We start from the raw sequence: 25784 nt of genomic DNA on the forward strand, positions 1-25784 counted from the left end.
ACCGCGAACCGGGGGGCGCGGACAATCCATGCCACGTAATAAGACGGTGTTTCACGCCCCATGCCGGTGTTCGGGCCGGGTCTTTCCGGGCTGGAACGCCCACGCCATGATGGCCTGCGGCCGGTATCGCGCGGTTGCCACCCGGCCCGGAATCGCACCCTGGCACGATCAGGGCGTGCAGCCGGATGGATGGAGCGAGTGCCTGTACGGTTTTCCGGGGCGGGTTTTTCAGGTGTGTCGGAGATCGGTTTTTTCGCGCGGTGCCGTATTTTGGTCATGGTATGGTATGACACGCGGCAGTAGCATGACGCCCGGACGGCAGGGAGGCATAAAGGCTGGTTTATGCGGCAAATGATAGACGACGCGCAGTGACCGTGAGTAAAAAAACTTTCCTGGGTGTCGTGTCCGGTCGGGTCATGGGTACGACGAATCGTATACTGGCAGGCTTCGTGCTGTGGGGTGTCACGACGCATGGCGGGTGGGCCGCCGACCCGCAGGCCTATACCGCGACCCTGATCAAGACCGGCGAAGCTGATCTGGATACTGCCGTCAGCGCGTCATCCGACCTGCTGGCGCTTCAGGCAACCCATGCCGTGGGGCCTTTCGCGCTGGCCGGGCGCGTGCGCAGCGATTACGAGCGTGTGCGTACGGGCCTGCAGAGCTGCGGGTACTACGCGGGTGTCGTGCATATTACCCTGCGCCGGACCAAAGGCGGCGACAGTGTCAGGATAGACGGGCAGTCCGCCGCGCTGGCCAACTGGATCGAGGCCGTTCCGGCGGGGGAGAAAATCGCTGTCGATATCTCCATCGAAAAAGGACCGCTCTTCCATCTCGGCTCCATCCGGCTGGTGGATCAGGCAACGCATACGACCCCGGTGCTGAGTGCTGCGCAGACAAAGGTGTTCGGTCTGGCGCCCGGTCAGCCTGCCGTGGCCCAGACGGTGCTGGGGGCAGGCGGGCAGTTGCTCGACGCGCTCAAGGAAAGCGGACATGCCCTGGCGCGGGTGGAAAAGCCCACGGCCTATGTCAGGCCGCAGGAGCGGACACTCGATATCGTCTACCCCGTTACCCCCGGTCCCGTGCTCGATATCGGCACCATCAGCCTGGACGGCCTGCGGCGCGTGCATGCAACCTTCATCCGCAGGCGCCTGACGATCAGCCCCGGACAGTTGTACCAGCCGTCCCGGATCGAATCCGCCCGCCAGAACCTGACCGATCTGGGCGTTTTCTCCAACGTTGCGGTCAAGGACGGGTCCGATAAGGCTGTCGACGGGACCATGCCGCTGAACTTCACCTTTCAGGAAAGCAAGCGCCGTTCCGTCGGGGCGGAAGTGGGATATTCGACCGATCTGGGGGCGCGTGCCGGGGCCAACTGGACCCATTACAACCTTCTGGGCAATGCCGAACGCCTGCGCCTGACAGCCCTTGTCACAGGTCTGGGCGGGTCCGCGCAGCAGGGGCTGGGCTACGATGTCTACGCCGATTTTTTCAAACCCGATTTTCTTGAACGCAACCAGAACCTGAGCACGCGTATCGAGGGCCTGCGCCAGCTTTTCTGGTCCTACCGCCAGACCGCCGTGTTGCTGCGTGGGGGCGTGACACGTCCGATCGCGGGGAACTGGAACGGCAATTTCGGGCTTTCCGCGGAGCAGGAAAAAATCGAACAGTTCGGCGTCACGCGCGATTACACGATTCTCGGAGCGCCACTGGCCGCCACATACGACAATACGGGGGTCAGCAACCCGGTCGAACCCGCCCTGCACGGCGTGCGCGCCAATATCAGCATCATGCCATCCGTGTCGTTGGGTAACAAAGGAACGGGAACGTCGTTTTTCGCGATCATGAACGCCTCCGCCTCGACCTATTTCGACCTGCATCACCTCCATATCAGCAAGCCCGGGCGCAGTATTCTGGCCTTTCGTGCCACGGTGGGCAGTATCCGGGGTGCCAGCACGTGGGATATTCCGCCTGACCAGCGCATGTATGCCGGCGGCAGTGCGACAGTGCGCGGCTATCGCTGGCAGGGGGTGGGGCCACAATACGGGCATACACGCTATGCCATCGGCGGCACCTCGGTGGACGCGGCGTCGGTGGAATACCGTCAGAGGCTGTTCCGCAGTTTCGGCATGGCGGTTTTTGCCGATGCGGGGCAGGTCGGCGGTTCGTCCCTGCCATTGACCGGGACCGTGCGCGTGGGCGCGGGTGGCGGGGTGCGGTACTACACCCCCATAGGCCCGGTGCGGCTCGATGTGGCGGTGCCGCTCAACCGTGCCCCGTACGGTGACAGGTGGGATCTTTATATCGGTCTGGGAGAGTCGTTCTGATGGCGCAACACGACGGGACATCCCAGCCCGTATCCGCTGGTCAGCCCCCCCGGAACGGGCGGTGGCGCCGGGTCGCGCGTTTTGCACTGGTCGCGGTGGCGGCCCTGGCCGTTGTGGTGGGGCTGGCGGTGGCCGGGCTGCTGGTCGGGGCCAATACGGGGCCGGGCCGGCGCTTTCTGGTCCGCCAGACCGCCGCCCTTACGGGGGGCACGGTCGTGATAGACGGGCTGTCGGGCCGCTTTCCCGACAGGTTTCGCCTGGCCCGGCTGGATATCAGGGACACGCAGGGCGTTTGGCTGAGCCTGCGCGACATCCACCTTGACTGGTCCCCCCTTGCCCTGCTGGGCCGCACGGCGCGGATCAACGCGTTTACCGCGGCTGAACTGGATATGGCCCGCCTGCCGGTATCGTCCGAGCCGGCCAGGGCGACGTCCAGCCAGGGGAGTTCGTCTTCGCTGAAGCTGGGGGTGGATATCCGGCATCTTGCTGTGGAGCGTATTGCCGTAGGTGCGCCCATTGCTGGGCAGGCCGCCAGTTTTTCAGTTTCGGGTCATGGGCGGATCAGCAATATCGACCCGGTTCTGAACGGGTTGAGCCTGCCCTCGCTCCCGCGTTCGGACATTGCGCTGGCTGTACGCAGGCTGGACAGGGCAGGACAGATCGCCCTGCAAACGGCAACGGGCAAGGGCAATCTTACCCTGCACCTGGATGCGAGCGAAGGCGCGGACGGTTTTCTGGTATCCCGGCTGGCCATGCCGCAACTGGCACCTCTGGCGCTGCGGCTTGATCTCAAGGGCCCCATTGCCGCATCGGCCCTCGCCTTCGATGCCAGGGCAGGGGCCGTTACGGCGCATATGGCCGGCGTTCTGGATCTGCCCTCCAGCAGGATGGCCCGTCTCGATGCGGGGATCGACGCGCCGGCCATGACGCTGACACCCGATATCGGGTGGAAATCGGTGCATTTTCTCGCGCATCTGAGCGGGCAGATGACAGCTCCGCGCGGCACGGCCGATCTCGATGTGTCCCAGCTTGTGGCGGCGGCGGTCAATATCGGCGCGCTCAAGGGCCATTTCACGGGGGATGGCGGCACGACACCAGCCGCCGAACTGCTGCATCTGGTGCTCAGCGCGGATGGACTGCGCCTGCCGGGCAAGGCCCCCACGCTGCTGGCGCAGGCCCCACTGGTGCTGGATGCACGGCTGGCCCCCGCGCAGCCGGGCGCTCCGCTTGACTTCACGCTCAGCCATCCTGTCCTCGGGCTGAACGGTTCGGTACGGACACAGGCCCCGCAGCAGGCCACGCTGGCGCTGAAACTGCCAGACCTGCTGCCGATCGGGGAGGCTGTGGGCGTTGCCCTGCGCGGCCAGGGCGGCATGACCCTGCGCGTCCAGCGTCCCGCACAGCAGGTGGGCGCTACACAGCTTGGTGTGGATGGCACCGTGTCCCTGACCGGGGGGCAGCCGCAGGCGGTCGGCCTGATCGGGACCGAAGGACGCTTTGCTACCACGGCCACGATAACGCCATTGCCAGCCCAGGGGGCCACGGCCTCGGGCCAGCGGATAGATATCAGTACCCTCAGCGTTGACGGGCATGCCCTGCATATCAAGGGGCAGGGGCGTCTGAGCACCGGTCGGGACATGGATCTTTCGCTGTCCCTGGCGCTGCCCGATCTGTCGCGGGCTATGCCGTTCCTGCGTGGGCCGCTGACTATGGCCGTGACCGCAAAAGGCCCGGTGCAGGATTTTGCGGCCAATGTGCATGCGCAGGCCAGCCCCGGCACTGCCACCATGCCCCAGGGCGATCTGGTGCTGGATGCTGCGGCCCAGCATCTGCCGGGCGCGCCCCAGGGCAGTCTTGACCTGCACGGCACGCTGGACCGCAACCCGCTGAAACTGGCGGCCACTTTCAGCCAGAATGCGGCGGGTGAGCGTGCGCTGGCCCTGACGGACCTGTCGTGGAACAGTGTTCAGGGCCATGCCACCCTGACCCAGCATGTGGGTGAGATTCTGCCGCTGGGCACGCTTGACCTGAGCATTGCCCGTCTGGCGGATTTCCGCTCCCTGCTTGGCCAGCCACTTGGTGGCCGGCTTGTGGCGTCGGTACGCACGGCGCAGGACGGTACCGTGCCGGTCGTGAGCCTCAGGCTCGATGGGAACGTGGCCCTGCCTGCGGCCAGTATCGGCAGTCTGGCATTGGCGGGTACGGTGCGTGACCCTTCGGCCCATCCCGATGCCGACCTGACGCTGCGGCTGGGTGGGGTGAACGCCTATGGCGTGAAGGGGCAGGCGCGGCTTGGCGCCAAGGGACCAGAGAACGCCATGGCGCTGAGCATGCAGGTCGGTCCGGCAAGCTGGTCGGGCAGCCCGCTGGCGCTGGATGCCGCGGCCCTGCTCGACCTGCCCGCAAGGCAGGTGCGTGTGCAGAAACTGACAGCAACCGCGCGGGAGGAAACCCTGCGCGTGCTCGCGCCCGCTCTGGTTTCTTTCGGGGATGAGATGGGCGTGGACCGTCTGCGCGCCACTCTTGGTGTAAAGGGCAGCGCGCCTGCGACACTGGATATTGCCGGGCGTATCAAACCTGCTCTGGCCCTTACGGCGGATGTGCGCAATGTCACGCCCGCGCTCGCCCGGCCTTTTGTGCCGGGGCTTGAGGCACAGGGCGTTGTAACCGCATCGGCCAGACTGTCGGGGACATTGGCCCAGCCAGTGGGCAATGTGCAGCTTACGGGGCGCGGCCTGCGCATGAGCGGGAGTTCGGCCGCGGCCTCTGTTCCGGCCCTGACGCTGGATGCCTCTGCCGTGCTCAGCGGCAATGCCGCGAAGGTGCAGGCACAGGCTGCTGGCGGCCCCAAGCTGGCGCTCCAGGTCAATGGCACGGCCCCTCTGGGTGAGGGGGGCGCACTGAACCTGCGCGTTGGCGGGCGCCTCGATCTGAGCATAGCCAACGGCGTGTTGGGCGTGCAGGCCCGGCAGGCCGCCGGTCAGGCACAGATGGACCTGCTGGTGGCGGGCAAGCTTGCCAGTCCGGTCGTGACCGGCACGCTCGACCTGCGCGATGCCGATTTTCAGGATTTTGCGCAGGGCGTCCATCTGGCACAGATCAACGGCCGGGTGGTGGGAGAGCGCGACAGGCTGGTCATCCAGAACCTGACGGCCAGGGCGGGTGAGGGCACGGTGGGCTTAACGGGCTCTGTCGGGGTGTTCGCACCCGGTCTGCCGGTTGACCTGCGTTTGCAGGCCCGCAAGGCGCGGCCTGTTTCCAGCGATCTGCTGACAGCCGTGCTCAATGCCGATGTCAGCGTGACCGGCCAGGCCAGCACGCGCATTGATGTTGCGGGCACGGTCAACCTCAGTCAGGTCGATATCAATATTCCCAATTCCCTGCCGACTTCTGTCGCCAGGCTGGATGTCATCTGGCCGGGCGATGAAAAAAAGAAGGAGGAAGAGGCCCGGGCCGCCAGCACCCACGCCATGGTGGTTGGGCTGAATCTGCGCGTGGTCTCTCCGGGCAAGTTTTTCGTGCGGGGCCACGGGCTGGATGCCGAAATGGCGGGCAGGCTGCTGGTCGGGGGTACGGCGCAGGCGGCACAGGTCAGCGGCGGGTTCGACCTCAAGCGCGGGAACTTCAATCTTGCCGGTATTTCGCTGAACTTTACCAAAGGCCGCGTGGCTTTTACCGGTTCGGGCGTGGACCATCAGCTTGACCCGACCCTGGATTTCGAAGCCGATCGTGTCGTCAATGGCGAGACAGCCATGCTCAAGGTCGGCGGTTATGCCAGTTCGCCGCGCATCACCTTTGAATCCCTGCCACCCCTCCCGCAGGACCAGGTACTGGCGATGCTGATTTTCGGCACGGACGCGCATTCCCTTTCGTCCACCCAGATGATCGAGATCGGGACGGCGGTGGCGACCCTGACCGGGCTGACCCCGTTCGACCCCATGGGCACGCTGCGCAAGACCCTGCATCTGGACCGGCTGTCCATCAGCGGCGGGTCCGGGGTGGGGAATGGCGGTACCAGTGTGGAGGCCGGAAAATACGTGATGAAGGGTGTTTACGTGGGGGCCAAGCAGGCTACATCCGGCTCGGGTACGCAGGCGCAGGTTCAGGTGGACCTGACCCACCAGCTCAAGCTGAACACCACGGTGGGCACAGGAGGCACGGTCACCGGCTTTACAACGCCTGAAAACGATCCGGGCAGCAGCGTGGGGCTGCTCTGGCAGCATCGGTACTGACGGATAGGGGGCCAGGGGGCGCGCATGTGGCGCAGGGGGCATGCAGCGCGCCACATGCCCACCCGGCGTGTCGTGCCGGAGCAGCACGCACGGGCCTGCGTTTACCGCCTTCCTGTGCCGTGCCGGGGTGTGCTGGCTGTGTCAGGCAGGCGAGAGATCGAGCATGACCGGCACATGGTCGGAGGGGGAGACCCAGTCGCGGGCTTCGCGGATGACCATCATGCCCGACAGTTCGGGCACCAGGTCGGGCGTGACCCAGATATGGTCCAGCCTGCGGCCCCGGTCCGACTTCTGCCAGTCGCGATTGCGGTAGGACCACCACGTGTAGAGCTTTTCCTCGGGCGGGACAAAATGCCGCATCGCATCCACAAAGCCGGTGTCCAGCAGGCGGCCCAGCCGCTGTGTTTCCGGCGGGGTGTGGCTGACGATCTTGAGAAGCTGCTTGTGGCTCCACACGTCGTGTTCCAGCGGTGCGATGTTGAGATCGCCCACCAGCACGGTGCGGCGTGAATCCCGCGCGCTGAACCACTCGGTTATCTCGTCCACGAACGCCAGCTTGTGCGCGAATTTGGGGTTGATGTCCGGGTCGGGCTCGTCCCCCCCGGCGGGAATATAAAAATCATGGAGTTCCACGCTGCCCTGCGGGGCGTGGACCATGGTGGCGATATGGCGACAGTCTTCCTTGTCGCACCAGTTGGGCATGTCGGGCAGCGGCTCAAGCGGATGGCGCGAGAGAATGGCAACACCGTTATACCCCTTCATGCCCCTGTAGTGCAGGTGCTCATACCCCAGGGCGCGCAGGGCGTCGGCGGGAAAGAGCGGGTCGGGGACCTTGGTTTCCTGCAGGCACACCACGTCCGGCAGGAGGTGGGTCGTGAGTTTTTCCAGCAGCGGCAGGCGCAGCCGCAGGGAGTTGATGTTCCAGGTCACAAGTCGCATGGCTGTGGGCATGACGCATCGGTGTTTGCAGGGCAAGCAAAAAGCGCGGATAACGGGGGACCGGCGTTCACAAAGCTGCGGCAACAGCCATGGGCTTTGGGCCGTTTCCTTGCAATTTCAGCCAGCAGGGCCATTTTTCAGGCATGACATCTCCTTCCTTCGCCAGTGTGGCGCAGTCCAGCCCCGAACAGGGCTCCGTATCGCCGCAGGACGTACAGGCTCTGCACCGCAGCCTGTTCACGCTCGACAGTCATATCGATATCCCCTGGCCGGATCGGGACGACGCGTTCAGCCTGACATCGGACCGTCATGTCGACCTGCCCAAGATGCAGCGCGGCGGCATGTCGGCCGGGTGCTTCGTGGCTTATATCGGCCAGGGCCCCACGACAGCGGAAGGGCATGCCCAGGCCCGGCAGCAGTGCCTGGACATGCTCGATGCCATCAACCGCATGCAGGGCGAGCATAACGGCGTGACGGCGCGTGTCTGCTCCACCGTGGCGGAGATTGACGCCGCCCGCGCCGCAGGCGCCATCGCGGTCATTCCGGCCGTGGAAAACGGCTACGGCATGGGGGAGGACCTGGCCATGCTGGAGCGGTTCCGTGCAAAGGGGGCCCGCTACGTGACCCTGACCCATAACGGGCACAATGTTCTGGCCGATGCCGCAATCCACCGCCCCAGCCTGGGGGACGAGCCGCAACGGCACGGTGGCCTGTCTGCCCTGGGGCGGGACGCCGTGGCGGAAATGAACCGGCTTGGCCTGCTGGTGGATGTCTCGCACGCTGCAAAAAGCACCATGCTGGCGGCGGTGCAGGTTTCGGCAACGCCGGTGGTGGCCACGCATTCCTGCGTCCGCAGCCTGTGCGACCATCCGCGCAACCTGGATGACGAACAGCTTGACGCCCTGCGTGCCAGCGGCGGCGTAATCCAGATTACGGCCATGCCGGCTTTTCTCAAACCCAAACCCGAGGAGGGGAAGCGCACGGCTGGTGTTGCCGATTTCGTGGACCATATCGATTACGTGGTGCGCCGGATCGGGGTCGAGCATGTGGGCATTTCCTCCGATTTCGATGGCGGTGGCGCGCTGGCCGACTGGCAGGACGCGACACAGGGCGTGAACCTGACGGCGGAGCTTATGCGCCGCGGCTATGACCGCAGCGAAATTGCCGCGTTCTGGGGCGGGAATTTCCTGCGTCTGCTGGACCGGGCCGAACAGGTGGCGCGCGGGTAAAACCCGCAATCAAGGGGGAGGGGTATCGTGCAAAATTTGTCCACTTCTCTCTTGACTCCCTCTGTTTTTCACAAAAAATTCAAAAAGGCCGTTTCGAAAAACGGGGATTTGAAGGAAAATTGTTTTAAAACAAGACATTAATTCTTATGCTTAAAAAATGAGCATTCCGTTGAAAGAACCGAAAATCTGCGGTTTGTGCTGAGTCCGCCCCAGATGTTCCACAGAGTTATCCACACAAACGGTGGATGAAACCCGGAGCCTTAAAAGAGCGCCTGATGACAACTGAATATTCTGCAACGGGTATGGCCCCCGCCACACAGGATACGCCCCCGGGGCACCCTGTCAGGGGGGTGGAGGCCATCCGCCATGCGTTGCAAACCATGCCGCTCTCGCCCGGCGTGTACCGCATGCTGGGGCAGAAGGGGGAAGTGCTGTACGTCGGCAAGGCGCTTGCGCTCAAAAAACGGGTGACATCCTACACCCAGATCGCACGCCTGCCTGAACGGCTCAGGCGCATGGTGTCGGAAACGGTGGCGATGGAGATCGTCACCACCCATACCGAGGCCGAGGCCCTGCTGCTTGAGGCCAACTACATCAAGCGCATGAAGCCGCGTTTCAACATCCTGCTGCGCGACGACAAGAGCTATCCGTGGATGATGCTGACCGACGGCCATCCCTTTCCCCAGATCGCCAAGCACCGGGGCAAGGCCGAAAAAGGGGCGTCACTCTGGGGGCCGTTCGCGTCCGCCTGGGCGGTCAACCAGACGCTCAATCTCATCCAGCGCGTTTTTCTGCTGCGCTCCTGCACCGATGCGGTGTTCAACAGCCGCAGCAGGCCGTGCCTGCTTTACCAGATCAAGCGCTGTTCAGGTCCCTGTGTGGACCGTATCGACCAGCCTGCCTATGCCCATCTGGTGGCCCAGGCGCGGGACTTTCTGTCCGGCAGGGACACAGCCCTGCGCGACACGCTGGGCCGCGAAATGAACGAGGCCGCTGAAGCGCTCGATTTCGAGCGGGCCGCCGTTCTGCGCGACCGGATCAGGGCGCTGGCCCAGATGCAGGAATCGAGCGTGATCAACCCTGCCTCCCTGCAGGATGCGGACGTGCTGGGGTTCTGGCAGGAAGGCGGGCAGGTCTGCATTCAGGTGTTCTTTATCCGTGGGGGGCGCAATAACGGCAGTCGTTCGTTTTTCCCCGCCCACACGCAGGATGAACAGCCCGGCGATATTCTGGGCGCGTTCATCGCGCAGTTCTACGACGACAAGCCCATTCCCGCGCAGATTCTGGTCAATCTCGACCTGCCCGAACAGGCCCTGCTGGCCGAAGCGCTCAGCCTGCACAAGGGCCGCAGGGTCGAAATTCTCAGCCCCCAGCGCGGGGAGAAAAAACATGTGCTGGACCATGCCGTTACCAATGCGCGTGATGCGCTCAAGCGGCGGCTGGCGGAAACGGCGGGGCAGGCCCGCCTGCTCGAAGGCGTGGCCCGGGTTTTGGGGCTGGATGCGCCACCTGAGCGGATCGAGGTTTACGACAACAGCCATATCCAGGGTTCGCATGCCTATGGCGTCATGATCGTGGCCGGAGCGGAAGGATTCAACCGCAAGGCCTATCGCAAATTCCGCATCAAGGGCCCGGTCACGCCGGGGGATGACTTCGCCATGATGCGCGAAGTGCTGGAACGCCGGTTTGGCCGCGCCCTGAAGGAGGCGGAGGAGGGCGATACCTCGAACTGGCCCGATGTGCTGCTGATCGACGGCGGTGCCGGCCAGTATTCGGCCGTACGCGGCGTGCTGGACGATCTGGGGGTCACGGGCGTCAAGCTGGTGGGCATTGCCAAGGGCCCCGACCGTGACGCCGGCCGGGAGTGGTTCCATACCGGCGAGGGAGAGCCTTTCCAGCTCGATCTGCGTGACCCGGTTCTGTATTACCTCCAGCGCCTGCGTGACGAGGCCCACCGTTTTGCCATTACCACCCACCGGGCGGGACGGTCGAAAACGCTTGTCACCTCGGAGCTGGACGACATTCCCGGCGTGGGGCCGGCCCGCAAGAAGATGCTGCTCAACACGTTCGGTTCGGCGCGGGCGGTCAAGCAGGCAGGGCTGGGGGAACTGGAGGCGGCACCGGGTATCAGCCATGAAATGGCGCGGGCGATCTATGGCCATTTCCACCCCGACTGGACACCGGAGTAAGCCGCATGGCAGCCCCGTTATGCGGACGGGCCGTGAAATGGTGCGGGAATTATGAAATTAAGAAAAAACTGACAGGTTTGCGATAGGACTAGCCATTCCAGCCTGCGGGGAAATGCGCTACCATTGCAACCGATGTTGACAGACCTGCCAAACGTTCTGACGTTGTCGCGTATCGTGGCCATTCCCATTGTCGTGGGGTTTGCCGCCTATGGCACCCCGCTGGCCGACGCGACAGCCTGCGTGCTGTTCATTCTTGCAGGCATTACAGATTATTTCGACGGCAGGATCGCGCGCTCCAGGCATCAGCTCTCGGATTTCGGGCGCATGTTCGACTCGATTGCCGACAAGCTTCTGGTCGGGGCCTGCCTTATGGTGCTGGCCGGATACGCGCACCTGCCGTATCAGAGCCTGTGGCCCGCCATTGTCATTCTCTGCCGGGAAATTCTGGTATCGGGCATGCGCGAATATCTGGCCGAGCGTCATGCCATGCTTCCTGTCACACGGCTGGCCAAATGGAAAACCGGTTTCCAGATGACGGCCATAGGCTTCCTGCTCGCGGGGGACGGCACGGGCCTTCTGCTGGGTGCGCCGTGGCTGCATGTTGCGCTGATCGGGGCTGTTCTGCTGTGGATAGCAGCTGTCCTGACCCTGATTACCGGCTGGGATTATCTGACCACGGGCCTGCGCCATGTGGACCTGTAGGGGTGTTCTGCCCCGGTAATCCGTCCGGGTGGGGCGGCGCTGCACCGTCATGACTGCTGGCGGGCTTGTATGCGCAGGGGTGAACGCACGAACAAGCGGAGTAAGGTATGCGCAAGGCCGCCTTTTTGGGTTTGAGCGTGTTGCTGGGCGGATGTTCGGGGTTCGACAAATTCCTGTCTGACACGGTGTCCCTGCCGGGAGCTAACCCGAACGCGCCTGGCGGCTCGGATATGAACATGCGGCGTGTCAGGGGGCTGTATGTCTCCGAACCGCCTGTTCTGCCGCAAGGTGGCAATGTCTGGCCCGGTCCGCCTCCGCCGCTGCCCACCCTGGCCGATGTGGAACGCCAGCGCGACGCCACAGCGGGCACCAACCAGCCGCAACTGCCCGATGGACAGGAAATCAGCATCGGCAGGCAGGAAAAGGCAGCTAATTCCGCGGTTGCGGCCAGTCCCCTGCAACTGCCCAATCCGGTTTACCACGAAACCAGCCGGGCCATGGAAACAGGCAGCAGAGCCCGGGCTTCCACGATTGAAATACCCAATGGCGACGGGACTGTTACAGTCATAGCTCCCGATGGGTCGGTCAGTACCCGCACGCAGGGGCATGCTCCCGCTTCACGCCATACAACGGGTGTCGTTGTCGGCCATTAACAGCGGTTGCGGGCCAGACGTCGGGCATTGGCGGGCTGATGGGGCTTTTCTGCCCTGAAGATACGCGTTTTCTCTACTTCGTGCGTGTCGATTTTGTACCGTGTGGCTTTAAGGTAAAAATGCTCCGCCCGGTCGCCGGGGGATGTCAGTGCGGGCAGGCAGGGCCAGATCTGGGCTGGGCATGATGAGCGGGCATGATGAGTGGGCAGTGGACGGCGAAGCCCTTTATGGCGCATATCCAGCCGACAGACAGACGGAACGGGTCCAGGATCATGACAGGCACGGCAAATATCCTGTATTTTGCGGCCCTGCGCGAGCAGATCGGTCGGGAAAGCCAGCTTGCGGCCATTCCCCCAGGCGGTGTGACGGTCACCGGCCTGCTGGGGCAACTGGGGGCTGCGGACCCGCGCGTGGCCAGTGCGTTCGCGGCGGAACCGCGCTTGCGGGTGGCGGTAAACCAGACGCTGGGCAGTCTGGACCGGATTGTGCAGCCGGGTGACGAAGTTGCCATTTTTCCGCCTATGACCGGGGGCTGATGCCCATGGCCATTCATGTGAGTGTGCAGGACAGCCCGTTCGATACCGCTGGCGAAATCGCGCGCCTTTCAGCCCTGTCGGATCAGATTGGCGGGGTGGGAACCTTCGTGGGCCAGGTACGCGGCGGCAATGGCCTGCTCAGCCTGACGCTGGAGCATTACCCCGGCATGACGGAAAAAATCCTGCATGTGCTGGCGCAGGAGGCCGTGCAGCGTTTTGGTCTGCTTGGCTGCACGCTGGTCCACCGCGTGGGGACAATGCGGGTGGGGGAGGCCATTGTATTCGTCGGAGCCAGCGCGGCCCACCGCGCCGCAGCCCTTGAGGCCACGGCATTCCTGATCGACCGGCTCAAGACCGGTGCTCCGTTCTGGAAAAAAGAAGAATATGCCGATGGTCATGCCTCCTGGGTTGCCGCCCGGGAGGAAGACGAACAGGCTGCCCGCGCCTGGATGCAGCACGCACCACCCCAGACCTGAACGCCCTTTGCACGGCGGCACGGGTGTTACGGGCGGCTATGGCTGCAAGGTGTGCGGGTGGGGCGGATGTTCAGGCGCTCAGCACCGTATGGATCGCCGTGGTCAGCCTGAGGAGTTCCGCCTCTGTGATGGTGAAGGCGGGTGTAAGATAAACGATATTGCGGAAGGGGCGTATCCACGCCCCCTGGGCGACAAAGCGCTGGCGCAGGGCTTCAGGGTTCGCAATGGCCTGCATTTCCACAACGCCTATGGCGCCCAGCGTGCGAACGTCCACCACACCGGGCAGGGTGCGGCAGGGTTCGAGCTGTTCGCGCAGCAGGGCATTGATCGTTGCGACCTGTTGCAGCCGCGGCTGCGTTTCAAACAGGTCGAGCGAGGCATTGGCGCATGCGCAGGCCAGCGGATTGGCCATGAAGGTGGGGCCGTGCATCAGCGCGTGTTCGGGGTTGTCGGACAGAAAGGCCTCGAACACATGGCGGCGCGCGACTGTTGCGGCCAGCGCCATGGTGCCGCCGGTCAGCGCTTTTGACAGGGTGACGATATCGGGCACGATCCCGGCCTGTTCACAGGCGAACAACGTGCCGGTGCGGCCGAAACCTGTAAAAATTTCATCCACGATCAGAAGAATGTCGTAGCGGTCGGCTGCGGCGCGCAGAATACGCAGGACTTCGGCCCCATGGAACAGCATGCCGCCCGCCCCCTGTACCAGCGGCTCGACAAGAATGGCCGCCACCTCGTGGGCGTGGCGTTCAAGCAGGGCATGGAATTCCCTGCTGCTGGCTTCATCCTGCGGGAGCGGGGCTATGACCTGTCGCGCAAGGGTGTTGCCATAGAGATGGTGCATGCCTTCCTCTGGGTCGCATACGGCCATGGTGCCCAGCGTGTCGCCATGGTAGCCACCCTTGAAGGCCAGCATGCGGGTACGTCCTGTCTCTCCTCTGTTCAGCCGGTACTGAATGGCCATTTTCATGGCGACTTCGACAGATACGGACCCCGAATCCGAAAAAAACACCCGTTCCAGATCGCCCGGCAGCAGGGCGCACAGTCTTTGCGCCAGACGCAGGGCCGGTTCATGCACCATGCCGCCAAACATGACATGGGGCATGGTGGCCAACTGGCGGCTTGCGGCTTCGCGAATATGCGGATGGTTATAGCCGTGGCAGGCGGTCCACCACGCGGCAACGCCGTCCACAAGTTCGCGCCCGTCCGCCAGCGTGATCCGGCTGCCCTGCGTGCCTATGGCCGCCAGCGGGGGGGCTGCGGTCTGCATCTGGCTATAGGGCAGCCAGATATGCGAACGTCCTTGCTGGTACCAGTCGGGCATGGGGGAAGCGGACATGTCTGCGCTCTTTCGTGACGGAAAGGCCGGGCGGAACACGGCGGGAACATGGGGAGGTATGGGGGTGATTGACCTGATGCGCAGGCTCCGGCACCAAGTCGGGTCATGATGGGGTTTGACGATCTTTTTCTCAAAGGGCTGGATACCTTGGGCGGGCAGGGCCGTCTACGGTCATGCCGGTCGTGGCATGGGGCTGGCCCTGGGCTTTTGCGCGCCGATGATGGTGCTGTGCTGGTCGATTTCTCGTCCAACGATTATCTGGGGCTGCGCACGCACCCGCTGCTGGCCCAACGCGCCCAGGACTGGGCACGGGAGGAAGGGAGCGGCAGCGGTGCATCGCGGCTGGTGACGGGCACGTCCCCCCAGGTCGCGCGGCTGGAACGGCGCGTGGCGGACCTGAAAGGCATGCAGGCGGCCCGGCTGTTTTCTTCGGGCTGGCAGGCCAATGCGTCCATCGTGCCGGCACTGGCACGGCTTTCCATGCAGGAGACGGGGGCACCGGCCATCGTGATCGTGGACAGGCTGATCCATGCCAGCCTGTACCATGGCTGCGCTGCCGCAGGCCTGCGGCCCAGACGGTTCCGGCATAATGACATGGACCACCTGCGCACGCTGCTGGAACAGGCAAAAGGATCGGGCCTGCGGATAATCTTGACGGAAAGCGTGTTCAGCATGGACGGGGACCGGGCCGATCTGGCCTCCCTGCATGACCTCGCCCGTCGCCATCATGCCTTTCTGTGTGTGGACGAAGCGCATGCCACGGGTGTTCTGGGCGAGTCCGGCAAGGGGCTGGTGGCCGGGCGGGCCGATCTGGTCATAGGCACGTTTTCCAAGGCGCTGGGCAGCATGGGGGCTTTTGTCGCGGCGTCCGACCCGGTCTGCCGCTGGCTGGAAAACGCGGCGTCGGGGTTTGTGTTCTCGACGGCACCGTCACCGCTGGTGCTGGGGGCGGTGGACGCGGCTCTGGATCTTCTGCCCGCCATGGAGGAGGCCCGCAGGCATACCGCCAGTCTGGCTGACGCCTTTCGTAAGGATATGCTCCGGGCCGGGCTGGATGTCGGTCCGTCTTCCACCCAGATCGTGCCGGTGCTGATCGGGGGGGAGGCGGAAACACTCGCCGTTGCGCGCAGGGTGGAGCAGGCTGGTTTTCTGGCGGTTGCCATTCGTCCGCCTACGGTCCCGCCCGGTAGCTGCCGCCTGCGGGTGGTGCTGCACGCACACCACACCCATGCGCAGGTAAATGGGCTGGCCGCAGCCGTGGCGGATGCCTGCAGGGGCCTGGGCTGATGCAGGGCCTGCGCGCGGTTTTCCTGCATGGCTGGGGGTTCGGGCCGGATATCTGGACGCCTGTCATCAGCCGTCTGGGGTGGGATGGGGTGCAAACGCCCGATCTTGGTTTTCTGGGCACGACAGGGGCCAGTGTAGACGAGGTTTTCGAGCGGATCGGGCAGGAGGGGCGGCCCGTACTGGCTGTGGGGCATTCGCTGGGCTTTCTGTGGCTGGCCAGCCAGCAGGGGTGGCCAGCCGGCAGTATCATGGTGGGTGTGAATGCCTTTGGCTGTTTCGCGGCGCGGCCGGACTTTGCACAGGGCGTGTCGGCTCGTATCCTGGCTCGCATGATCAAAGGTCTGGAGACAGATGCGGCAGGGGTCGTGAACACATTTCGCGCCCGTTGCGGTGCGCCTGCCGTGCCGGAGGGCTGCTGCGTGAACGTCGCGCCCCTGCGTGCCGGGCTGGACATGCTGATGCAAGCGGATGTCCGTACCCCTCTGGCCGGCATGGCGGGGCGTATCTGTATTCTGGGCGGGACGGAGGATGCTGTGGTGCCACCTGCCATGCTCGCGGCGTCCGTGCCTGGGGGCGTTACCACCCGGTGGGTTGAAGGAGGGCACATGCTGCCATGGACGAACCCCGAGGCCTGCGCCCGACTGCTGCGGGATGTGGCCGCGAGTGGCGCGGGGCAGCCCGACCTATGACACCGGCCCCCCGCGCGACCCGGATTGGCGCAAGCTTCGACAAGGCTGAAGGTTACGATACGGCAGCCATTGTGCAGCGCCTGTCTGCCCGTGAACTGGCCAGCGACATTGCGCGCCGGGTGGCGGGTGCAGGCCCGGCTTCGGCCCCGGGGCCTGCCCCCCGGCGTATTCTGGAAATCGGCTGCGGCACCGGCCTGCTGACGCGCGAACTGCATGCAATGTGGCCGCAGGCCGAACTGGTGGCCACGGATTATTCCCCCCGTATGCTGGCCCGTGCGCGGACCCGCATGGCGGAATGCGCGCCCTCGTCCCGGCCAGTGACCTTCCGTGTCATGGATGCGAGCCAGCCCGATATTGCCGGGCCGTTCGACGTGATTTGCGGCAACATGGTCCTGCAATGGCTGGAAAACCCGGCGGGCGTGCTGCAAACACTTTCGGCTTTGCTAGCCCCCGGCGGGGTGCTGGCGGTCTCCACCCTGCTGGGCGGCACGTTCGAACAATGGCGTGCGGCATGCGCGGCGGAAGGGGGGCAGGCCGCCACACCCGTCTACCCTGATGCCCGCACCGTTGCGGACTGGGTGCCATACCCCTGCGCGGGCACGTGGCGTGTCGCGCGCTACGAACAGGTGTTTGCAACCGGGCTCGATTTTCTGCGGCACCTCAAGACCACGGGTGCCGCTGTCCCGCGTGAAGGGGCGGAACGCCTGACCCACCGCCAGATCAGGCGAGCGGCGGACAGGCTGAGCGCACATGGCGGCGCCGTAAGTTGGGAACTGGCCTATGGCTGTTTTCAACGTCCCCCGCGTGAGGGCGTTTTTGTAACCGGAACCGATACGGGTGTGGGTAAAACCCTGATCTCGGCCTGTCTGGCCCGGCGCTGGCAGGCAACGTACTGGAAACCCCTGCAAAGTGGCCTGGCGGAAGAGGACGGGGATACAGCGACCCTTACCCGTCTGGTGCCCGGTGTGGAGTGCCTTTCCCCCGTGGGGGCATACCAGGCGCCGCTGTCGCCGCAGGCCGCCGCCCGTGCGGAGGGCGTGCGGATCGACCCGGCCACGCTTGTGCTGCCGCAGGTGGACAGCGCCCGACCTCTGGTCGTGGAAGGGGCGGGGGGGCTGATGGTGCCCGCGACGGATGAGATGATGATGATCGACCTTGCCGCCGCCTGGGGGCTGCCTGTGGTGCTGGTGGCCCGGAGCGGTCTGGGCACGCTCAACCATACGCTGCTCAGTCTTGAGGCCTTGCGCCTGAGGGGGATTGCCATAGCGGGCGTGGTGCTGAACGGCCCGCCCAACCCTGAAAACCGCCGTACGATCGAATGTCTGGGCAAGGTCCGTATTCTGGCTGAAATACCGCTATGCGAACAGGTGACGCCAGATACCCTGCCCGAACTGGCGGCACGGTTTCCGTCATGGGATGCAACATTCGCTCCAGCACCCTCGCGCAACCCCGCAGGGGTCTAAGCGGCCTGCTATTCCGCACGCATGCCGGAGACACATTTAACTGGCGCGACAGGGGGCGGGGCATAAACCCTGCCGGCGCCTGCATGGTCAGGTGTGATGGCGGGGTCTTGCATGCGCCCCATGCCCGGTGTCAGTACTGGCGCATCAGCCCGGCCAGCACGCCCTGAATACGAAGCCTGTCGGCGGGGACGATACGGGTTTCATACTGCATGTTCGCGGGTTCGAGCGCGATCATGCCCCCCTTGCGGCGCAGACGTTTGAGTGTGACTTCGTGTTCATCGATCAGGGCGACGACAATCTGGCCGTTTTCCGCCTGATCGGCTTTGCGGATAATGACCTGATCGCCGTTGAGAATACCGGCATCCGTCATGGAATCACCGCTGACTTCGAGCGCGTAGTAGTCACCATTGCCAAGCATGTCGGTCGGCACGGTCAGGTTTGCCACCGGGTCCGCCAGGGCCTCGATCGGCAGGCCCGCTGCAATGCGCCCGTAAAGCGGTACCCGCACCAGTTCCGGTTTGGGGCGTGTAAAGCTGCCGCGAATGACATTGGGGGGCAGGTCTTCCGTGGATTCGGGCAGTTGCAGGACTTCCAGCGCGCGGGCGCGATGGTGGTGCCGGCGAAGAAAGCCGCGTTCCTCAAGTCCTGAAATCAGCCGGTGAATACCCGACTTCGAACGCAGGCCCATGGCTTCGCGCATTTCGTCGAAGGAAGGGGAAAACCCCGTCTGCTTGAGGTGCGAGTCAATAAAAAGCAGCAGCTTGTGCTGTTTGCGAGTCAGCATTTTCGCACCCCGGCGACACGATTGAACAGTCAGGAAAAACCTGATTTTGTTCTATGTAAGTTCTCCTTTTTTGTCAATGCATTCGCGCGTGGGAATCCGTGTTCAGGGCAGCCGGATCATACGGCATGCAGTACCTGCGTCCTGCGCCGGGGCGTTGGGGGGGCGCACGACAAGTGCCTGGCTTTGCGCCAGAATATTGAGCTGCGCCGAATCCTGCCGGGCGAAAGGAGTGACTTCTGGCAGTCCGCCTAGGGGGGCTTCGATCAGGGTAGCGCGCAGGAAATCCTGTCGTTCATCGTTCTCGCGCACGGCGCAGGCCAGAATCGCGGGCTCTGTCGCGGGCTGTGCGGGAACGCTCAGCCCCATCATGGTATGGATCGCGGGTGCCACGAACACGATGGAGCAGACAAGGGCCGCCACCGGGTTGCCCGGCAGTCCTATGACAGGTGTGTGGCCCAGCCGCCCCGAAAGCAGGGGCTTGCCCGGCCGCATGGCGATTTTCCAGAAATCGAGCTCAAGCCCCACATCATCCAGTGTGCTGCGAACCAGATCGTAAGTGCCCACGCTGGCCCCGCCTATTGTCACCAGCATGTCCAGTTGTCGGGCCTGGGTCAGGCTTCGGGTCAGGCTGGCGGTGGTGTCACGCGCCACGGGCAGCAGAACGGGGTCCGCCCCCGCCTGTTCCAGCAGGGCGCTGACCATGAACGCGGCGGAATTGAACACGCCGCTTTCAGCTATGGGGTCGCCCGGCAGGGTTATTTCATCCCCGGTGGCCAGAATGCCCACGCGCGGCCTGCGTGCGGTAGGCAGCCATACATGCCCGCCCGCTGCCGCAAGCCCGATATCTCTGGGACCGAGTTTGCGGCCTGCATGCAGCAGTACGTCGCCCTGGTTGAAATCCTGCCCACGGGCGCGGATGAACTGGCCTGCCTTGCCCGCCTGTGACAGCGTGACGTATTCGCCCTCACGGGTGACGTTTTCCTGAATGACGATGGTATCGGCCCCGGCAGGCACCTGGCTGCCGGTGAAAATACGCAGGCACTCGCCGCGACCGACCTCAAGCCCGGAAGGGTGACCGGCCGGGGCTTCGCCCACGACATGCAGCACCGCTCCCGGGTGGGTGTCTTCGACGCGGGCGGCGTACCCGTCCATGGCGGAAACCGCAACGGGCGGGTTAGCACGCCTTGCAGGCAGGTCCTGTGCCAGAATACGGCCGCACGCCATGTTGAGCGGTGTGGTTTCCTGCCCGCAGAATGGTATGTTCGCAAGGATTCGGGCGCGTGCGGTTGCCACATCGAGCATAAAATGGTCCCCTTTTGGTGTCCGTGGTGCTGCTTTGATGCAAGAAAGCTTGACCTTTTTCTTTTGTATGCGCATTTTGCGCCGAACTGAACACCGCCGGAGCCGCATGCCCGGCTCCGTAATCCTGTCCTGCTGAGGAAGCCATGGCCAAGACCAATGTTATCAAGATCCGTCTCGTTTCTACGGCGGACACCGGGTATTTCTATGTGACCAAGAAAAACGCCCGCGCGCATACGGGCAAGATGGAACTGAAGAAGTACGACCCGGTGGCGCGCAAGCACGTTGTGTTCCGCGAAGCCAAGATCAAATAAATCTGGTCTTTATCGGGGCGGTGTTGATGCCCGGATCGGAACGGCGCCTTATGGCGCCGTTTTTTGTTACCCGTATGCGTGTATAGGCCGCATAAAAAGGCTGTTTGTGTGTGGCACTCCATAGTGGTGTGCTGACCAGCAGGCAGCATCGGGCCGCGGCTGTTCAGGCGTGCGAATGCTGTCCAAAAGCCCAAAATTCAGTGCAAAGCGGCGGTGCGGGATTATAGCCACTAAAAAGCGGGCTGATGCGCACAGGGCGAGGCATTGGCGCCCAAAACCCCACCCAAGCCAGATCCGGTCAGGTCCGTTGGAATGATTGTTTGACGGAGGGTTGATGCGCGTGTTCGGTCGGCGCGTTGGCGTCAGCCACTCGGGCGGTGGTCAAAGACCTGCGGCTGCTACGGCCAGACCGTATGCAATAGTCGGATGTTAAAAAAGGCGGATCGCGCCGGTCGTAGGGAATGACGATATCATTCCTGTCGGCCATGTTGAGCATGGCGCGCGCGCGCTCATCCAGAATATCGCCATCGAGTGACTGTTCTTTCAGGCCATTTACGCGTCTGCGCCAGGTTGCCTGCTCGGTCAGGGCGTCCTGACGGGCCTGCTGGGCCTGGGCCAGCAGGCCAAGCTGCTGGTGATAGGCATGGATACCATGCTCACCCTGGGTGGCATTCCAGCCGAAATAGCCGGCAATCCCCAAAAACACCATGGGGGGAACAACGGCCCGGATAACACGACGGATGATACGACCGATCTGCACTGCTGGTTCGCCTACGCTAAAAGATCAACCCACTTTATAACGCGGTATCCATTTTAAACCATAGCAGGATGCGCGTACAAGTGAATTCGCAATCCGGGCCAGTAGCCCCCGGGGCTATTGGCCCGGGGGTATGGATTTTTGCGGTATTCAGGCCGTTTTCAGAATGGTGTAGCCAGCATACTGCGCGGCGGTAACCAGTTCCTGCTCGATGCGGATAAGCTGGTTGTATTTTGCCGTGCGGTCCGAGCGGGAGAGCGAACCGGTCTTGATCTGCCCGCAGTTCGTGGCGACGGCCAGATCGGCAATGGTGGAATCTTCCGTCTCGCCCGAACGGTGGCTCATGACCGCCGTATATCCCGCGCGGTGGGCCATATCGACCGCCTGCAGGGTTTCGGTCAGCGTGCCGATCTGGTTGACCTTGACCAGCAGGGAATTGGCGATGCCGGCCTTGATACCACGGCGCAGGCGCTCGGGGTTGGTGACAAACAGATCGTCCCCCACAAGCTGGACCTTCTGGCCCAGTGTCTGGGTCAGCAGTGCCCAGCCTTCCCAGTCATCTTCAGCCATGCCGTCTTCGATGGAGACAATCGGGTAGCGGCCTACAAGATCGGCCAGGTAGGCGGACATGCCTGCGGAATCCAGGGTCTTGCCTTCACCTTCGATCACGTAGCGTCCATCGCGATAGAACTCGGTGCTGGCGCAGTCGAGCGCGAAGGTCACATCCTGGCCGGGGCGATAGCCCGCGGCTTCCACCGCGCGGGTAATGAAGCCCAGTGCCTCGTCAGCCGATTTCAGGGCTGGGGCGAACCCGCCTTCATCCCCGACATTGGTGTTGTGGCCGGCGGCGCTCAGCGCCTTTTTCAGTTCGCTGAAAATTTCCGAACCCCAGCGAATGGCGTCGGCAACGGTGGGCGCGCCCACCGGCTGGATCATGAATTCCTGAATGTCGATGGGGTTGTCCGCGTGCTGGCCGCCATTGACGATGTTCATCATGGGCACAGGCAGGATATGGGCGAACGGACCGCCAATGTAGCGGTAAAGCGGAATTTCCAGTTCGGCCGCCGTGGCCTTGGCAATGGCCAGAGACACGCCGAGAATGGCGTTCGCACCCAGGCGGCTTTTGTTGGGGGTGCCGTCCAGGTCGATCATGGCATTGTCGATGTCGATCTGGTCCGAGGATTCTGCACCCTGCAATGTGGGCAGGATTTCGGTCTCGATGTTTTCAACGGCCTTGAGCACCCCTTTGCCGCCGTAGCGCTTGGGGTCCTTGTCACGCAGTTCCACGGCTTCATGCGCGCCGGTCGACGCACCGGAGGGAACAGCCGCGCGGCCCTTGGCGCCGGACGCCAGTTCGACGTCGACCTCCACAGTGGGGTTGCCCCGGCTGTCCAGAATTTCGCGGGCGATAATGTCGACAATGGCGCTCATGGTATTTCCGTTCCTGATGGCTTACGGGTTGGGGAGGCCCCCAACCGCCTTATTCTTGGTTTCTGACGGAGCAGACCGGACTCGTTATTCCGTGCGGTTGCTAGTGGCCTCCTGTTGGGCTTTGCTGTCAACACCGCGAAGGCGAAAACACCATATTCACGGAGCATGACCCCAAGCAATGAAGAAACTTCCCTTTCTGGCCGTGGTTCTCATGGTGGCGGGTGTGCTGCCCTTCGTGCTGTGTAGCGCCGGTATTGTTTTTTTCGATTCCGGCGTGCCTGTTCCCAATCTTCTGATGATGCTTGTCACCTATGGGGCGGTGTCCCTTTCCTTCATGGGTGCCGTGCATTGGGGGCAGGCCTTGCAGACCGATCGCCTGATCATGACCGCCGGTGCGGACGGAGTGGATAATCTGCGCCTTGCTCTGGGCGTGGTACCCGCCCTGGTCGGGTGGAGTGCGGCCTGCCTGGCGTATGCCTGGGTACCGCTGGCCGGTATTGCACTGCTGATTGCAGCGTTCGCGGCCATGGCGGTTTGCGAACGCGCAGCCTGGCGGCGGGGCTGGTTGCCCGCGGGTTACATGGGGGCGCGCTGGATCGTGACCGCCGTTACCGAATGTTGCCTGATCATGGTGCTGGTTGTCCGCGCGTTCTAGCAGCACGCCCTGTTCGTGGTTTTGTGCCGGGCTTGTCCGGGGTCCGTCTGGGCCATCTGGTGGCGGGGCGTGCAGGTCGGTGACCGGTGGGCTCGTTCGTGGCTATGTCTGTTATGCGGGTATAAAATGACGGCCAGCATCATGACGGACCGATGGTGGCCCCGTGGCGCTGACGGCGCCAGGCAGGTGCCGCGCTGTCAGCCGTGGCGGATATGGTATAACATGCCCCCACAGGCCACGCGGTTTTTTCAAGACGACAGCAGGTGGGATAAAGATCGGGGTTATGAACGCCAAACCAAGCATTCTGGTAAAAGGGGCAGGTGTCGCGGGGATGACCGCCGCCGTCACCCTGGCCGAACGGGGCGGGGATATTACTCTGGTGGACCGCGCGGGGCGTATAGGTGCCGGCGCGTCATGGATGGCCGGTGGCATGCTTGCCCCGTGGTGCGAGGCGGAGTCCGCGCCGGAGGAGGTAACGGCCCAGTCGGTCGATTCGGTCGACTGGTGGACGGCCCATGTCCCCGATGTCACGCGCGAAGGCAGTCTTGTGCTGGCGCCTGCGCGTGACGTGGGCGAAATAGCCCGTTTCGGGCGGCGGACGTCGCATTTCACACAGGTTGGCGGTGCGGAAATCGCGGAACTGGAACCGGATCTGGCCGGACGTTTTCAAAAAGGCCTGTTTTTTGCCGATGAAGGGCATGTGGACCCCCGCCGCGCGTTGGAAGCACTGGGTGACAGGCTGCGCAATCTGGGTGGGCATGCGGTGCTGGACGATACCCCGCCAGATGAGGGCGCGTTCGACTGGGTGGTGGACTGCACGGGGCTGGATGCCCGGCAGGCATTGGACGGCCTGCGTGGCGTGCGGGGCGAGATGCTGCTGCTGCGCTGCCCGGATGTGGTTCTGCACCGACCGGTGCGCATGCTGCACCCGCGTATTCCGGTCTATATCGTACCGCGGGCCGATCATGTGTTCATGGTGGGGGCCACCATGGTGGAAAGCGAGGATACCGGTGGCATGACCGTGCGGTCCATGATGGAACTGCTGAACGCCGCCTGGACCCTGCACCCCGGCTTTGCCGAGGCGGAAATTCTGGAAACCGGCGTGGGTCTGCGCCCGTCCTACCCTGACAACATGCCCCGCGTGCGCCGGGATGGGCGGCATGTTTTCGTTAACGGCATGTACAGGCATGGCTTCCTGCTGTCGCCCGCGCGCGCGCGGGAAGCCGCCGACCTGATTTTTGGCGCTCAGAGTTAAGGAGCAACGCCCCATGAAACTTGTGGTCAATGACGAGACACACGATGTCTCGGCCCACACGCTGGCAGCCCTGATCGATGAACTGGGCTATGGCGGCGCACGGATCGCCACCGCGCTGGACGGCCTGTTCGTGCCTGCCGTGCAGCGCGCGCAGGCGGTGCTGGCGGAGGGGATGCGGGTGGAAATCGTCGCCCCCATGCAGGGTGGATAAGCTATGAGTGCGGAATTTTACGGCTGCGCGCTGTCTTCGCCCCTGATGCTGGGCACCGCGCAGTATCCATCCCCCGATATTCTGCGGGACGCGGTTCTGGCCGCCCGGCCCGGTGTGGTGACCGTCTCGCTCCGGCGCGAGGGGGCCCGCGCCCGTGCCGGGCAGGCGTTCTGGTCGCTCATTCAGGACCTGGGCGTGCCCGTGCTGCCCAATACGGCGGGCTGCCATACCGTGAAAGAGGCCGTGACAACCGCCCACATGGCGCGCGAGGTGTTCGGCACGGACTGGATCAAGCTGGAGGTGATCGGCGAACAGGACACCCTCCAGCCCGATGTGTTCGGTCTGGTCGAGGCTGCGCGTATTCTGGCCGAGGACGGGTTCAGGGTGTTCCCCTACACGACGGAAGATCTTGTCGTGGCCGAACGGCTGATGGCCGCGGGGTGCGAGGTGCTTATGCCCTGGGGGGCGCCGATCGGCTCCGGGCGGGGGCTGAACAATGTTTTTGGCCTGCGTGCCCTGCGCGCCCATTTTCCCGGCGTGCCACTGGTGGTGGATGCGGGGATCGGCGTGCCCTCGCACGCCGCCCATGCTCTTGAACTGGGGTATGACGCGGTACTGATCAACACGGCCGTCGCCAAGGCGGGGGACCCTGTGCAGATGGCGCGGGCCTTTGCTCTGGCGGTAGAGGCCGGAACCCTGGCCCGTGCCGCAGACCCTATGGAAGAACGGGACATGGCGGCCCCGTCCACCCCGCTTGCAGGAAAGGCCTTGCTTGGATGAACACGTCTCTTTCTACCCCTCCCCATGCGTCGGCCGAGGCTCTGGCCCGTGCCATTCCGCAGCCGATCAACCCCGTGGTCGATTCAGCAGACTGGGTGGAACGGCTGGGTCGCGCGGGGGCGCGTTTTATCCAGTTGCGGCTCAAGGACATGTCCGCCGCCGCCCTGCTGGCCGAAATCCGGCGCGCGCGCGACCCAGCCGTTCCACCCAGTCTGCTGAATCGACCACGGGGTTGATCGG

At 64.0% G+C, this 25784-nt stretch carries 22 protein-coding genes and 1 pseudogene; 17 read left to right on the forward strand and 6 right to left on the reverse strand.

Annotation, left to right across the window (positions count from 1 at the left end; translation table 11 throughout):
• Nucleotides 1-416 precede the first annotated feature (416 nt).
• The gene (locus ABF990_RS00630; RefSeq protein WP_415499625.1) at nucleotides 417-2324 is read left to right on the forward strand and encodes an autotransporter assembly complex protein TamA; all 1908 of its coding nucleotides are present in this window, start codon (nucleotides 417-419) and stop codon (nucleotides 2322-2324) included.
• A complete protein-coding gene (locus ABF990_RS00635; protein WP_415490626.1) occupies nucleotides 2324-6556 on the forward strand; it encodes a translocation/assembly module TamB domain-containing protein in 4233 nt (1410 codons plus the stop codon). The genes ABF990_RS00630 and ABF990_RS00635 overlap by 1 nt, the downstream gene beginning before the upstream one ends.
• A 141-nt stretch (nucleotides 6557-6697) precedes the next feature.
• Here ABF990_RS00635 and ABF990_RS00640 read toward each other — a convergent pair whose 3' ends face one another.
• Complete coding sequence (locus ABF990_RS00640) at nucleotides 6698-7507, reverse strand: exodeoxyribonuclease III (protein WP_415499624.1); 810 nt, start codon at nucleotides 7505-7507, stop codon at nucleotides 6698-6700.
• A gap of 131 nt (nucleotides 7508-7638) precedes the next feature.
• Between ABF990_RS00640 and ABF990_RS00645 the strand changes: the two genes are divergently transcribed.
• The 6 genes from ABF990_RS00645 (at nucleotide 7639) to ABF990_RS00670 (ending at nucleotide 13280) form a co-directional block, all read left to right on the forward strand.
• On the forward strand, nucleotides 7639-8724 hold the full coding sequence (locus ABF990_RS00645) for a dipeptidase (protein ID WP_415499623.1): 1086 nt from the start codon (nucleotides 7639-7641) through the stop codon (nucleotides 8722-8724).
• Between the two features lie 302 nt (nucleotides 8725-9026).
• Nucleotides 9027-10913 carry an excinuclease ABC subunit UvrC gene (gene uvrC, locus ABF990_RS00650; RefSeq protein WP_415490646.1) on the forward strand — a complete coding sequence of 629 codons (1887 nt, stop codon included), beginning with the start codon at nucleotides 9027-9029 and terminating at the stop codon, nucleotides 10911-10913.
• A 132-nt stretch (nucleotides 10914-11045) separates the two neighbouring features.
• A complete protein-coding gene (gene pgsA / locus ABF990_RS00655; protein ID WP_415490645.1) occupies nucleotides 11046-11615 on the forward strand; it encodes a CDP-diacylglycerol--glycerol-3-phosphate 3-phosphatidyltransferase in 570 nt (189 codons plus the stop codon).
• 107 nt (nucleotides 11616-11722) lie between these two features.
• Nucleotides 11723-12268, forward strand: a complete 546-nt coding sequence (locus ABF990_RS00660) for a hypothetical protein (protein ID WP_415499622.1) — start codon at nucleotides 11723-11725, stop codon at nucleotides 12266-12268.
• A gap of 272 nt (nucleotides 12269-12540) precedes the next feature.
• Nucleotides 12541-12804 (forward strand): MoaD/ThiS family protein, encoded by a 264-nt coding sequence (locus ABF990_RS00665; protein ID WP_415490622.1) that lies wholly within the window; start codon nucleotides 12541-12543, stop codon nucleotides 12802-12804.
• A gap of 5 nt (nucleotides 12805-12809) precedes the next feature.
• Nucleotides 12810-13280 (forward strand): molybdenum cofactor biosynthesis protein MoaE, encoded by a 471-nt coding sequence (locus ABF990_RS00670; RefSeq protein WP_415490621.1) that lies wholly within the window; start codon nucleotides 12810-12812, stop codon nucleotides 13278-13280.
• A gap of 70 nt (nucleotides 13281-13350) precedes the next feature.
• Here ABF990_RS00670 and ABF990_RS00675 read toward each other — a convergent pair whose 3' ends face one another.
• On the reverse strand, nucleotides 13351-14619 hold the full coding sequence (locus ABF990_RS00675; RefSeq protein ID WP_415499621.1) for an adenosylmethionine--8-amino-7-oxononanoate transaminase: 1269 nt from the start codon (nucleotides 14617-14619) through the stop codon (nucleotides 13351-13353).
• A gap of 105 nt (nucleotides 14620-14724) precedes the next feature.
• Between ABF990_RS00675 and ABF990_RS00680 the strand changes: the two genes are divergently transcribed.
• The 3 genes from ABF990_RS00680 to bioD are packed head-to-tail and all read left to right on the forward strand — an operon-like array spanning nucleotide 14725 to nucleotide 18058.
• A complete protein-coding gene (locus tag ABF990_RS00680; protein WP_415499620.1) occupies nucleotides 14725-15906 on the forward strand; it encodes an aminotransferase class I/II-fold pyridoxal phosphate-dependent enzyme in 1182 nt (393 codons plus the stop codon).
• Nucleotides 15906-16595, forward strand: a complete 690-nt coding sequence (locus tag ABF990_RS00685) for an alpha/beta fold hydrolase (RefSeq protein ID WP_415499619.1) — start codon at nucleotides 15906-15908, stop codon at nucleotides 16593-16595. Before ABF990_RS00680 ends, ABF990_RS00685 begins: the two co-directional genes overlap by 1 nt.
• A complete protein-coding gene (gene bioD, locus ABF990_RS00690; protein ID WP_415490617.1) occupies nucleotides 16592-18058 on the forward strand; it encodes a dethiobiotin synthase in 1467 nt (488 codons plus the stop codon). The genes ABF990_RS00685 and bioD overlap by 4 nt, the downstream gene beginning before the upstream one ends.
• A 130-nt stretch (nucleotides 18059-18188) precedes the next feature.
• On the opposite strand, the gene lexA is transcribed toward bioD, so the two are convergent.
• Nucleotides 18189-18842, reverse strand: coding sequence for a transcriptional repressor LexA (gene lexA, locus ABF990_RS00695; RefSeq protein ID WP_415490616.1), 654 nt, complete (start codon nucleotides 18840-18842; stop codon nucleotides 18189-18191).
• A gap of 102 nt (nucleotides 18843-18944) precedes the next feature.
• On the reverse strand, nucleotides 18945-20219 hold the full coding sequence (glp, locus tag ABF990_RS00700) for a gephyrin-like molybdotransferase Glp (protein ID WP_415490615.1): 1275 nt from the start codon (nucleotides 20217-20219) through the stop codon (nucleotides 18945-18947).
• Nucleotides 20220-20287: 68 nt separating this feature from the next.
• Between glp and rpmG the strand changes: the two genes are divergently transcribed.
• Complete coding sequence (gene rpmG, locus ABF990_RS00705; RefSeq protein ID WP_003623017.1) at nucleotides 20288-20455, forward strand: 50S ribosomal protein L33; 168 nt, start codon at nucleotides 20288-20290, stop codon at nucleotides 20453-20455.
• Nucleotides 20456-20888: 433 nt separating this feature from the next.
• Here rpmG and ABF990_RS00710 read toward each other — a convergent pair.
• Both ABF990_RS00710 and eno read right to left on the reverse strand, forming a co-directional pair.
• Nucleotides 20889-21215 (reverse strand): annotated as a pseudogene (locus ABF990_RS00710) (FtsB family cell division protein); the annotation flags it as partial.
• A 147-nt stretch (nucleotides 21216-21362) separates the two neighbouring features.
• The gene (gene eno, locus ABF990_RS00715) at nucleotides 21363-22643 is read right to left on the reverse strand and encodes a phosphopyruvate hydratase (protein ID WP_415490613.1); all 1281 of its coding nucleotides are present in this window, start codon (nucleotides 22641-22643) and stop codon (nucleotides 21363-21365) included.
• A 178-nt stretch (nucleotides 22644-22821) separates the two neighbouring features.
• Here eno and ABF990_RS00720 point away from each other — a divergent pair, with 178 nt between their 5' ends.
• The 5 genes from ABF990_RS00720 to ABF990_RS00740 all read left to right on the forward strand — a co-directional run bounded on the left by ABF990_RS00720 (nucleotide 22822) and on the right by ABF990_RS00740 (nucleotide 25780).
• The gene (locus ABF990_RS00720) at nucleotides 22822-23298 is read left to right on the forward strand and encodes a DUF3429 domain-containing protein (RefSeq protein ID WP_415490612.1); all 477 of its coding nucleotides are present in this window, start codon (nucleotides 22822-22824) and stop codon (nucleotides 23296-23298) included.
• Nucleotides 23299-23581: 283 nt separating this feature from the next.
• The gene (thiO, locus tag ABF990_RS00725) at nucleotides 23582-24553 is read left to right on the forward strand and encodes a glycine oxidase ThiO (RefSeq protein ID WP_415490611.1); all 972 of its coding nucleotides are present in this window, start codon (nucleotides 23582-23584) and stop codon (nucleotides 24551-24553) included.
• A 13-nt stretch (nucleotides 24554-24566) separates the two neighbouring features.
• Complete coding sequence (thiS, locus tag ABF990_RS00730; RefSeq protein WP_415490610.1) at nucleotides 24567-24764, forward strand: sulfur carrier protein ThiS; 198 nt, start codon at nucleotides 24567-24569, stop codon at nucleotides 24762-24764.
• A gap of 3 nt (nucleotides 24765-24767) precedes the next feature.
• Entirely contained in the window at nucleotides 24768-25544 is a 777-nt protein-coding gene (locus ABF990_RS00735) for a thiazole synthase (protein WP_415490609.1), read from the forward strand.
• The gene (locus ABF990_RS00740) at nucleotides 25541-25780 is read left to right on the forward strand and encodes a hypothetical protein (protein WP_415506448.1); all 240 of its coding nucleotides are present in this window, start codon (nucleotides 25541-25543) and stop codon (nucleotides 25778-25780) included. Before ABF990_RS00735 ends, ABF990_RS00740 begins: the two co-directional genes overlap by 4 nt.
• The last annotated feature ends 4 nt before the right edge of the window (nucleotides 25781-25784 follow it).

The organism is Acetobacter sp., assembly GCF_047723915.1.
Classification (GTDB): Bacteria; Pseudomonadota; Alphaproteobacteria; order Acetobacterales; family Acetobacteraceae; genus Acetobacter.

What these genes read in the sequence shown, in the direction of transcription:
- ABF990_RS00630 (WP_415499625.1), top strand. Translation starts at nt 417, where the DNA reads ATGGGTACGACGAATCGTATACTGGCAGGCTTCGTGCTGTGGGGTGTC.
- ABF990_RS00635 (WP_415490626.1), top strand. Translation starts at nt 2,324, where the DNA reads ATGGCGCAACACGACGGGACATCCCAGCCCGTATCCGCTGGTCAGCCC.
- ABF990_RS00640 (WP_415499624.1), bottom strand. Translation starts at nt 7,507, where the DNA reads ATGCCCACAGCCATGCGACTTGTGACCTGGAACATCAACTCCCTGCGG.
- ABF990_RS00645 (WP_415499623.1), top strand. Translation starts at nt 7,639, where the DNA reads ATGACATCTCCTTCCTTCGCCAGTGTGGCGCAGTCCAGCCCCGAACAG.
- uvrC (WP_415490646.1), top strand. Translation starts at nt 9,027, where the DNA reads ATGGCCCCCGCCACACAGGATACGCCCCCGGGGCACCCTGTCAGGGGG.
- pgsA (WP_415490645.1), top strand. Translation starts at nt 11,046, where the DNA reads ATGTTGACAGACCTGCCAAACGTTCTGACGTTGTCGCGTATCGTGGCC.
- ABF990_RS00660 (WP_415499622.1), top strand. Translation starts at nt 11,723, where the DNA reads ATGCGCAAGGCCGCCTTTTTGGGTTTGAGCGTGTTGCTGGGCGGATGT.
- ABF990_RS00665 (WP_415490622.1), top strand. Translation starts at nt 12,541, where the DNA reads ATGACAGGCACGGCAAATATCCTGTATTTTGCGGCCCTGCGCGAGCAG.
- ABF990_RS00670 (WP_415490621.1), top strand. Translation starts at nt 12,810, where the DNA reads ATGGCCATTCATGTGAGTGTGCAGGACAGCCCGTTCGATACCGCTGGC.
- ABF990_RS00675 (WP_415499621.1), bottom strand. Translation starts at nt 14,619, where the DNA reads ATGTCCGCTTCCCCCATGCCCGACTGGTACCAGCAAGGACGTTCGCAT.
- ABF990_RS00680 (WP_415499620.1), top strand. Translation starts at nt 14,725, where the DNA reads ATGATGGGGTTTGACGATCTTTTTCTCAAAGGGCTGGATACCTTGGGC.
- ABF990_RS00685 (WP_415499619.1), top strand. Translation starts at nt 15,906, where the DNA reads ATGCAGGGCCTGCGCGCGGTTTTCCTGCATGGCTGGGGGTTCGGGCCG.
- bioD (WP_415490617.1), top strand. Translation starts at nt 16,592, where the DNA reads ATGACACCGGCCCCCCGCGCGACCCGGATTGGCGCAAGCTTCGACAAG.
- lexA (WP_415490616.1), bottom strand. Translation starts at nt 18,842, where the DNA reads ATGCTGACTCGCAAACAGCACAAGCTGCTGCTTTTTATTGACTCGCAC.
- glp (WP_415490615.1), bottom strand. Translation starts at nt 20,219, where the DNA reads ATGCGCATACAAAAGAAAAAGGTCAAGCTTTCTTGCATCAAAGCAGCA.
- rpmG (WP_003623017.1), top strand. Translation starts at nt 20,288, where the DNA reads ATGGCCAAGACCAATGTTATCAAGATCCGTCTCGTTTCTACGGCGGAC.
- eno (WP_415490613.1), bottom strand. Translation starts at nt 22,643, where the DNA reads ATGAGCGCCATTGTCGACATTATCGCCCGCGAAATTCTGGACAGCCGG.
- ABF990_RS00720 (WP_415490612.1), top strand. Translation starts at nt 22,822, where the DNA reads ATGAAGAAACTTCCCTTTCTGGCCGTGGTTCTCATGGTGGCGGGTGTG.
- thiO (WP_415490611.1), top strand. Translation starts at nt 23,582, where the DNA reads ATGAACGCCAAACCAAGCATTCTGGTAAAAGGGGCAGGTGTCGCGGGG.
- thiS (WP_415490610.1), top strand. Translation starts at nt 24,567, where the DNA reads ATGAAACTTGTGGTCAATGACGAGACACACGATGTCTCGGCCCACACG.
- ABF990_RS00735 (WP_415490609.1), top strand. Translation starts at nt 24,768, where the DNA reads ATGAGTGCGGAATTTTACGGCTGCGCGCTGTCTTCGCCCCTGATGCTG.
- ABF990_RS00740 (WP_415506448.1), top strand. Translation starts at nt 25,541, where the DNA reads ATGAACACGTCTCTTTCTACCCCTCCCCATGCGTCGGCCGAGGCTCTG.